Raw genomic sequence first — 8,589 nt, 5'->3', positions numbered from 1 at the left:
CTCAATGGCGGCGGGAGCGTCCGCTTCCGGCGGGGGCGGCTCCTGCGGCACGGCGCGCTGGGCGTTGGAGGTGGGCCGGCGGATGGCGCGCATGTTCATGCGCGTGGACTCCGCGCGGATGCCCTGCAGGTCCTCCTCGTCCACCCCTTCCGGCACGAGCGCCGCGGCGGCCTTCTTGTTGCGCTGCTTGCGCAAGGAGTCGATGGAGACGATGCGCGTGCTGTTGGCGCCGTCCTCCGCGGGCTTCTCGTCCTCGCCGGTGGGCGCGTCCTCCACCGCGAGCGCGAAGAGGAACGTCACCGGGCCCAGCGTCAGCGTGTCGCCGTCCGTCAGCGCCTGCTTCTGCACGGCCGTGCCATTGACGAGCGTGCCGTTGGCGCTCTTCTGGTCCTCCACCGCGTAGCCATCCCCGTCCTGGAAGATGCGGCAGTGGCGGCGGGAGATGCCAGGGTCGTACAGCACCACGTCGCACTCGGAAGTGCGCCCGATGAGCACGGAGTCCTGGTCGAAGACGAACTCCTTGCCGGCGTCTTTTCCCTCGGAGATCGTCAGTTGGAAAGCCATGTCGTCCTAGGAGCCTATCGAGGCATGTACGGCTCGGGCAACGGCGGCGCGCGCGCTCGCCGGCTCCAGCACCTCCGCCTCTCCGCCGAAGGATAGCACCCACTGCGTGAGCCAGCGCTCACTGTCTCCGGCCACCCGCACCTCCACCCCTCCGTCAGCGAGCGGGCGGGCGTCCTGGCCGAAGCGCTCCTTCACGTACGGGGCCGCCGTGGGGGTGAAGCGCACCCGGACGGAGGCCTCGCTGGCGCTGCGCGCCGGGTTGGGCACGTCCGCGCGGGCGTCCGGCGGGGGCAGGAAGGCGGTGGTGGTGACGGACAGGTCCTCCATGCGGTCCAGCCGGAACAGGCGCGCGTCCTGGCGCGTGTGGCAGAAGCCCTGGAGGTACCACTGGCCCCGGTGGCTGAGCAGCTCGTAGGGGCGCACCCGGCGCGGCTCCGCGGGGCGGCCGGGGCTGGCGTAGCCGAACGTCACCTCCAGCCGCTCCAGGATGGCCCGGGTGAGCGGCCCCAGCGCCGGGGGCGCGTCCGCGGAGGCGTCGATCTTCCGGTACATGTCCCGGAAGCGCTCGCGGGCCGCGGGCGGGATGATGCCCTCCAGCTTCGTGAGGGCGCTCTGGAGCGCGTCCCCGGTGGCCGGGCGCAGGAGTTCCGCCGCGGCGGCCAGGGCCGCGGCTTCGCCCGCCGTCAGCCGGGGCGGCGCGAACAGGCGCTGGTCCAGGTCCACGTAGACGCGGTCGTTGTCCACGTAGATGTCGATGTAGTCGTCCGGGTTGAAGGGCGGCCGGCCCACGCAGGTGAGCAGGTCCAGCTCCTCCAGCAGGTCCTCGCGGCTGATGTTGAGGGCCTTGGCCAGGGCCTCCACGGTGACGCCCGGGTGCTTGGAGACGTAGGGGACGAGGAACAGCAGGCGGCGCAGCCGCTCATGGACGTTGCTCATGCGCTCACCCGCTCACCTTCCACCGGCGCGTGCTTCGCCAGGATGTTCGCGGCCATCCGCTCCAGGCGCTCGCGCGCCTCCGGAGGCCCTTCCATGCGGCAGTCCTGGCCCAGGGACAGGACGAAGCGCGCCAGCCCGTCCAGGAACGTCACCGGGAAGCGGGCCCGCACGACGCCTTCCGACACCGGCTCCAGCGCCGCGCCGGGGAACAGCGAGCCCGCGCGCGAGGCCTGCGGCCCCGTCAGCTGGAGCGTGACCTCCAGCGGTTCGTGGAAGCGGTACTGCCAGGGGAAGTAGGCCACATGGGCGTCCAGCGAGAAGTCCGCCGGCACCTCGAAGTCCGGCGTGCGCGGCCGGGCGGTGTTCACCTTCAGCTCGCGGATGCGGTGGACGTGGAAGGTGCGCAGGCCCTGGCGCAGGTGGCAGTAGCCCACCAGCGTCCACACGCCGCGCCGCAGCGCCAGGCCGTACGGGTCCACGCGCCGCTCCGTGACGCCGTCCTTGCGCGGGCTGCCGTAGGTGATCTGCACCCACTTGTGGGTGGAGCACGCTTCCCACAGCTGCTCCAGGCGGGCGGAGACCTCCTTCTCCTGGCCCTCCTGGCCCGTGCCCAGCTCCATGCGCACGCGCGGGGTGGGCAGGGATTCGCCGGCGAAGAAGCCGATCTTGCGCAGCGCGTGCGCCAGGTCGTCGCGGCCGGGGAACGCGCCGGACGCCAGCGCGGCGGACCCGGCGGCGTAGAGCACGGCCAGCTCCTCCTTGGTGAGGTCCGCCTCCGGCAGGTAGTAGACGTTGCGGTCGACGAGGTAGCCGTCGCGCCGCTCGTCGTCGCCCTGCACGTAGCTCAGCGGGAAGCCCAGTTCGACGAGCTCCGCCTTGTCGCGCTCGAACTTGCGTTCGGCGGCGTCATCCGAGCCGCCGTAGTCCGCGGGGAAGTGCTCGCGCAGCTCGGCCCACGAGATGGGTTCCCGCGCGTCGAGCAGCAGTGCCACGAGATCAAGGATGCGTTCCGTGCGGTCCATTCAGGAAATCGGTGACAGTGGCGGACAGGACCCGGGAGATCAAGCGACCGGGGACTTCCGGGGTGGGAGAAGGGAGCAGGAGAGGAAAGGAACAGGGAGGGAACAATCGAGGGGACCGGCTCCGTCCAGAAGGAGTTAGTCGCCCTCACCTGAACAGGCAAGCAGGTATCGCCATGTACCCCTTGTTTCGTCCGCAAGCCAGCAGACAACCCCGGGCGTGGGGCTCGCACTCGGCGCGCGTCTGGGTTATTCCTTGGGCCCTGTCGATTTGGGTGTGAAGCGACGGCGGGCCACTGCTGAAGGCTCCGCTGGCTGCCGTGGGGGCGACGCGGCGGACGGAAGGCTTTGACGAGGGCTCGACCATGGACCGCACCTCCCTGCTGAAGACGTGGCTTCCCGGGCTGGCGCTGGTGCTGCTCGCCTTCGTCTCCACCCCGGCGCAGGCCCGCTCCGAACCGCTCTACTTCGCGCTGGAGGTCCGGCGCGACGGACGGCTGATTGCCCAGCCCAAGCTGCTGGGCGAAGCGGGCCGCACGCTGCGCGCCGAGCGCCGCCGTCCGGGCTCGGCGGCGCCGGACTACCGGCTGGTGCTCACGCCCAAGGGTGAAGGCAATTCGTTCCAGCTCCAGCTGGACCTGTCCCTTCCCGAGGGCGAGGGCCACTCGCAGCTCGCCCTGCTGCACGGCCAGGAGCGCAAGCTCCAGCTGGGCCGGGTGCCGGGGGAGCTGGAGGTGTCGCTGCTCCTGATGAAGGTGGACTCTCCGGAGTTCCGCGCGCTGATGCAGCTCAAGGAGGAGACGCCCGGCACGGTGAAGTCCGTCTCCTGCTCCATCTAGGCGGCTTGCGCCCGGGGCCCCTACAGCACCGCCAGGTCGTCGCGGTGCACGGCTTCATCCAGGTAGCGGTAGCCCAGCACCGCCTCGATGTCCGCGCTCCGCCGCCCGGCGATGCGCTTGAGCTCGTTGGCGTCGTAGGTGGACAGCCCCCGGGCGAACACCGCCCCGGCCGCGTCCGTGAGGTCCACCGGATCTCCCCGGCTGAACTCCCCCTTCACGCCCGTCACGCCGCTGGGCAGCAGGCTGCGCTTGCCGGTGACGATGGCCTCCTTCGCGCCCGCGTCCACCACCAGCCGGCCCCGGGGCCGCAGGGCGTGGGCGATCCACGCGGTGCGCGCGCTGCGGCGTCCGGCGGGCTCGAAGAGCGTGCCCACCGCCTCCCCCTGGAGCACGCCGCGCAGGCGGCCGGGCACGGCGCCGGAGGTGATGACGCAGGGGATGCCCAGCTCCGCGGCGCGAGCGGCGGCGCGCACCTTGGACGCCATGCCGCCCGTGCCCACCTCGCTGGTGGCGTCGCCGGCCAGGGCCAGCACGTCCGCGGTGACGCGCGGCACGGCGGGCATCAGGCTCGCTTGCGCGTCCTTGCGCGGGTCGGCGGTGTAGAGGCCCTCCACGTCGGACAGGAGGACCAGCGCGTCCGCCTCCACCACGCCGGCCACCAGGCTGGCCAGGGTGTCGTTGTCGCCGAACTTCAGCTCGTCCACCGACACGGTGTCGTTCTCGTTGATGACCGGCACCACGCCCGCGGCCAGCAGCCGGTCCAGGGTGTGCTTCACGTTGAGGTAGCGCCGGCGCTCCTGCACGTCCTCGTGGGTGAGCAGCACCTGGGCCACCGTCCGGTCCGCGTGGCTGAAGGCCTCCTCGTACGCCTGCATCAGGCGGCTCTGCCCCACCGCCGCGCACGCCTGCTTGCCCGGGATGTCCCGGGGGCGCGCGGGCAGCCCCAGCCGCTCCATGCCCAGCGCGATGGCGCCGCTGGACACCACCACCAGCTCCCGGCCCCCGGCGGCCCACAGCAGGTCCTGTCCCAGCGCGTCGAAGTGGGCGCGGTTGAAGCGGCCCGTGGCGCTCGTCAGCGCGTTGGTCCCAATCTTCACCACCACGCGGCGGGCCCCGCGCAGCGCGTTGCGTGCGGAATCAGTCACGGCGGTCAGCGTAGGCTGGAACGGGAAAGGACGCGCGCGGACGGTTGTTCACCAGGCGTCGAGGCGAGCAGGAAACGGGGGCCTTTGTCATGAAACGCAGGCGGCCCCTGTCCATCCAATGTCTTGAATGGGGCGCGGAACCTTCAACCTCCGCGCCAGGAGAAACGGTTTGAAGGAAATCTACGGCAACACCCTGGGCCTGAAGTCGAGCGAGCAGCAGCGGCTGCGCAACACCTTCCGCCGCCGCGTGGATCCGCGCGAAATCGTGTCCGCGGAGCTTGCCCGCCACCTCACCGAGCTGTCGCACGAGCTCAACCGTCAGGTGGGCGTCCTCATCAACCGCAAGGGCGACATCGAGCACGTCGTCGTGGGCAACGCGCACAAGCTGGAGCTGCCGGACATTGGCCGTGCGCGCGCCGGTCAAATCCGTCTGCGTGGCCTGCGGCTGGTGCACACGCACCTCAAGAGCGAACCCCTCACGAAGGACGACCTCACGGACCTGGCGCTGCTGCGCCTGGACTGCGTGGCGGCCGTAGGCGTGGGAAATGATGGCCTGCCCGGCGTGCTGCACTGGGCCTACCTGATGCCGGAGAACGGCTCGGGTGAGTTCTGGCACGTGTCCACCCTGCCCTCCGTGCACGGTGAACAGCCGGACCTGCTGGCCACGCTGGACGCGCTGGAGGAGGAGCTCAACCGCAAGGCGGCCGCGCGCACGGTGTCCGGCCGCGAGCGCGCCATCCTGGTGGCGGTGTGCCTGGACGGCAACCGCGCCCGGGCGGAGTCCTCCCTGGCGGAGCTGAAGGAGCTGGCGCGCACCGCGGGCGTGGAGGTCGTGGACAGCGTGCTCCAGATGAAGCGCGAAGCGGATCCGCGCTACCTCATCGGACGGGGCAAGCTGGAGGACCTGAACCTGCGCTCCATGCAGTCCATGGTGGACCTGCTCATCTTCGACAAGGACCTCACCCCGTCGCAGGGCCGTCACATCGGTGATGCGACGAGCCTGAAAATCCTCGACCGCACGCAGCTCATCCTCGACATCTTCGCCCAGCGCGCGCAGACGGCGGAGGGCAAGCTGCAGGTGGAGCTGGCGCAGCTGAAGTACCGGCTGCCCCGGCTGGTGCAGGGGGATGACTCGCTCAGCCGCCTCATGGGCGGTGGCGTGGGTGGCCGCGGTCCGGGTGAGACGAAGCTCGAAATCGATCGCCGCCGGGTGCGCGAGCGCATCACGAACCTGGAGCGCCGCATCGACGTCATCAGCCGCGAGCGCAGCGTCCGCCGGGCGCAGCGCAACCGGCGCGAGGTGCCGGTCATCTCCATCGTGGGCTACACCAACGCGGGCAAGTCCACGCTGCTCAACGCCATCACCAACGCGGAGGTGCTGGCGGAGGACAAGCTGTTCGCCACGCTGGACCCCACCAGCCGCCGCCTGCGCTTCCCGCAGGAGCGCGAGGTCATCATCACCGACACGGTGGGCTTCATCCGGGACCTGCCCAAGGACCTGGTGGCGGCCTTCCGCGCCACGCTGGAGGAGCTCTACGACGCAAGCCTGCTCTTGCACGTGGTGGACGCGGGCGACCCCGCGCGCGACGACCAGGTGGAGGCGGTGGAGAAGATCCTCGAGTCGCTGGGCCTGGCGGAGAAGCCACGCCTCATGGTGTGGAACAAGGCGGACCAGCTGCCCGCGGACGAGGTGGAGGCGCTCCTGCGGTCCCGGGGCGGCGTGGCCATCAGCGCGGCGAAGCGCGAGGGGCTGGCGACGTTGCTGGCCAAGGCGGACACCACCCTGTTCGCCGAGGGTGCGTCCGAGTCCATGGGCGTGATGTAGCGGTGGGCGGGTTGTCGGCGCGGGGGCCCTCCCCGTAGAGTCGGGGGGCCTTGGCTCCCGCGCTGAAACTGCTCATCCCGCTGTTGACGGCCCAAATCGAAGGTCTGCCCGGACAGGACTCCGGGCCGGACTACGACCGGCCTGTCTCGTCCATCACCACCGGCTACATCGAGCTGCTCGAGAAGAACAGCCACATCGTCTACCCGGTCATCGCCGTGGTGACGCTGCTGCTCATCGGCTGGGGCATCCTGTCCGCGTGGCGGACGCAGGACATCGACGGCCTGCAGAAGAACGAGTTCAAGCGCGCCATCATCAACGAGCTGCGCAGCAACATCAGCGGCATGCCCGGCGACATGCTGGGCCGTACCATCGGGCTGGACCGGCTCAAGACGAACCGCCTGCTGGAGGAGATGCAGACGGAGGGGCTCGTCCTGAGCCACACCAACTCCGAGCGGCTCACCGTGTGGCGCGTGCGCGGCGCGGGCCCGGAAGCCAAGCCGCGCCGCTACTAGCACTCAGACGCCGGACAGCTCCGACTTCGGCTGGCGCGTCATCAGGTCCACCACCGCCATCTTGGCGTTCTTGCCCTCGTAGGCGATGAGGTAGACCTGTTCGCAGATGGGCAGCTCCACGCCCGTCTTGAGGGACAGGTCGCGCGCGCTCTTCGCCGTCTTCACGCCCTCGGCGACCTCCTTCATCTCCGCGAGGATGTCCGGCAGCTTGCGGCCCCTGCCCAGCTCCATGCCCACGTGGCGGTTGCGGCTGAGCTCGCCCGTGCACGTGAGCACCAGGTCTCCCATGCCGGACAGGCCGGAGAGCGTCAGCGGGTTGGCGCCCTTCCTCACCGCGAGCCTCGTGATTTCGGCCAGGCCGCGCGTGATGATGGCCGCGCGCGCGTTGTGGCCCATGCCCAGGCCGTCCGCCATGCCCGCGGCGATGGCGATGACGTTCTTCAGCGCGCCGCCGTACTGCACGCCCACCACGTCCGTGGACGTGTACGAGCGGAAGGTGTCCGTCTGGAGCGCCTTCTGGCAGCGCTGGGCCACCTTGTCCCAGTGCGACGCGATGGTCACCACCGTGGGCATGCGCCGCGCCAGCTCCTTGGCGAAGCTGGGGCCGGAGAGCACCGCGACGTACGGGTGGAACTCCTCCGGCAGACAGTCCTCCATGAGCTCCGTCATGGTGAGGAGCGTGCCGTTCTCAATGCCCTTGGACACGGTGATCAGGGGCACGCTCTTGGGCAGGAACGTCTTCGCGCGCGCGAGCACCTCCCGCGTGGCGTGGCTGGGCGTGGCGAGCACCACCATCTCCGAGCCCGCCAGCGCCTCCTCCAGGTCCGTGGTCGCGCGCACGCGTTCGGACAGGGGGATGCCCTTCAAGTAGGTGGCGTTCTCGTGGTGGGTGTTGATGGCCTCCACGGCGGAGGGTTCACGGCCCCACAGGCGGACCTCGTCGCAATTCACCGCGAGCACATTGGCGAGCGCCGTCCCGAACGAACCTGCACCGATGACACTGCCGCGCATGAGATGACCTCGAATCGAGAGTGGGAGGGGGAACTTCAGAACAGCGCGGACACCACGCCCACGGACAGCGTGGGCATGAACTCCGCATCCGTGGAGCGGCTGCGGAAGTCACCGCCGAGCGAGACAGCGTAGGACGTCTTCTCCCCGGCGGGAAACTCCGCGCCCAGCCGGACGAGGATGGACGCATCCAGCTTCCACGCGGGCGGCACGCCGGACAGCGGGTCGCGCTGGATGGGGTCCAGGTCGAAGGCGAAGAGGCCGCGGACGTCCAGGTACGGCCGCCACCCGCGCGGGCTGTCGCCCTGGAAGGAGGTCACGAACCCCGGGGCCACGTTCCAGTCGCGCCGGCCGCTCAAGTAGCGCGCGCCCCGGTCTTCCGTGTCCGGGGGGCGCAGGAAGAACGCCCGTCCACCGTCCACCACGAAGGCCAGGCTGACGTTGGGGCTGTCCAGCAGGGTGGCGCGGGCGCTGGCGCGCAGCTCGGTCATCAGGCCGTAGACGCTGTCCACGCCCAGCCCCAGGTCCAGGCGCTCCAGGACGCCGTACACGCCGCGTGCGGACACGAAGGGGAAGCCCAGCTCCATGCCCACGCCCACGTGGCCGGAGCCCAGGGACCGTCCGCCGTAGAGCCCGTAGCGGTTCGGAGCCTGGGGTGGAGGCGGAGGACGGGGAGGCTTGACCCGGCGGTGTGAACGCGGCGGCTCGGCGGGCGGCGGCGGAGGCGCGGCCCGCCGAGCC

The 8,589-nt window shown here is 70.7% G+C and carries 9 protein-coding genes; 3 read left to right on the top strand and 6 right to left on the bottom strand.

Features of this window, described 5'->3' with window-relative positions:
• From D7W81_RS37185 to D7W81_RS37175, 3 genes are all read right to left on the bottom strand, one after another.
• The coding region (locus tag D7W81_RS37185) for an FHA domain-containing protein (protein ID WP_147445757.1) at positions 1 to 564 on the bottom strand (564 nt) is incomplete at its 3' end.
• Between the two features lie 6 nt (positions 565 to 570).
• Complete coding sequence (locus tag D7W81_RS37180) at positions 571 to 1,500, bottom strand: helix-turn-helix transcriptional regulator (protein WP_120560114.1); 930 nt, start codon at positions 1,498 to 1,500, stop codon at positions 571 to 573.
• Entirely contained in the window at positions 1,497 to 2,522 is a 1,026-nt protein-coding gene (locus tag D7W81_RS37175) for a helix-turn-helix transcriptional regulator (protein ID WP_120560113.1), read from the bottom strand. Before D7W81_RS37175 ends, D7W81_RS37180 begins: the two co-directional genes overlap by 4 nt.
• A gap of 362 nt (positions 2,523 to 2,884) precedes the next feature.
• On the opposite strand from D7W81_RS37175, the gene D7W81_RS37170 reads away from it, so the two are divergent.
• Complete coding sequence (locus tag D7W81_RS37170; RefSeq protein ID WP_208721612.1) at positions 2,885 to 3,358, top strand: hypothetical protein; 474 nt, start codon at positions 2,885 to 2,887, stop codon at positions 3,356 to 3,358.
• Between the two features lie 20 nt (positions 3,359 to 3,378).
• Here the strand turns inward: D7W81_RS37170 and proB are convergent, their stop codons facing one another.
• Positions 3,379 to 4,503: a glutamate 5-kinase gene (proB, locus tag D7W81_RS37165; protein WP_120560111.1), complete on the bottom strand. Its 1,125-nt coding sequence runs from the start codon at positions 4,501 to 4,503 to the stop codon at positions 3,379 to 3,381.
• A 169-nt stretch (positions 4,504 to 4,672) separates the two neighbouring features.
• Here proB and hflX point away from each other — a divergent pair, with 169 nt between their 5' ends.
• The gene (gene hflX, locus D7W81_RS37160) at positions 4,673 to 6,328 is read left to right on the top strand and encodes a GTPase HflX (RefSeq protein WP_208721610.1); all 1,656 of its coding nucleotides are present in this window, start codon (positions 4,673 to 4,675) and stop codon (positions 6,326 to 6,328) included.
• A 50-nt stretch (positions 6,329 to 6,378) separates the two neighbouring features.
• Positions 6,379 to 6,840: a hypothetical protein gene (locus D7W81_RS37155; RefSeq protein WP_244227695.1), complete on the top strand. Its 462-nt coding sequence runs from the start codon at positions 6,379 to 6,381 to the stop codon at positions 6,838 to 6,840.
• A gap of 3 nt (positions 6,841 to 6,843) precedes the next feature.
• On the opposite strand, the gene D7W81_RS37150 is transcribed toward D7W81_RS37155, so the two are convergent.
• Positions 6,844 to 7,851 (bottom strand): NAD(P)H-dependent glycerol-3-phosphate dehydrogenase, encoded by a 1,008-nt coding sequence (locus D7W81_RS37150; protein ID WP_120560109.1) that lies wholly within the window; start codon positions 7,849 to 7,851, stop codon positions 6,844 to 6,846.
• 35 nt (positions 7,852 to 7,886) lie between these two features.
• On the bottom strand, positions 7,887 to 8,589 hold a 703-nt coding region (locus D7W81_RS37145), incomplete at its 5' end, for a hypothetical protein (RefSeq protein WP_208721608.1).

It is taken from the genome of Corallococcus aberystwythensis, assembly GCF_003612165.1.
GTDB classification, from domain to species: Bacteria; Myxococcota; Myxococcia; order Myxococcales; family Myxococcaceae; genus Corallococcus; species Corallococcus aberystwythensis.
Note: the sequence above shows the minus strand (reverse complement) of the source record. Positions and strands in the feature narration are given on the sequence as shown.

What these genes read in the sequence shown, in the direction of transcription:
- D7W81_RS37150 (WP_120560109.1), bottom strand. Translation starts at nt 7,851, where the DNA reads ATGCGCGGCAGTGTCATCGGTGCAGGTTCGTTCGGGACGGCGCTCGCC.
- D7W81_RS37170 (WP_208721612.1), top strand. Translation starts at nt 2,885, where the DNA reads ATGGACCGCACCTCCCTGCTGAAGACGTGGCTTCCCGGGCTGGCGCTG.
- D7W81_RS37175 (WP_120560113.1), bottom strand. Translation starts at nt 2,522, where the DNA reads ATGGACCGCACGGAACGCATCCTTGATCTCGTGGCACTGCTGCTCGAC.
- D7W81_RS37180 (WP_120560114.1), bottom strand. Translation starts at nt 1,500, where the DNA reads ATGAGCAACGTCCATGAGCGGCTGCGCCGCCTGCTGTTCCTCGTCCCC.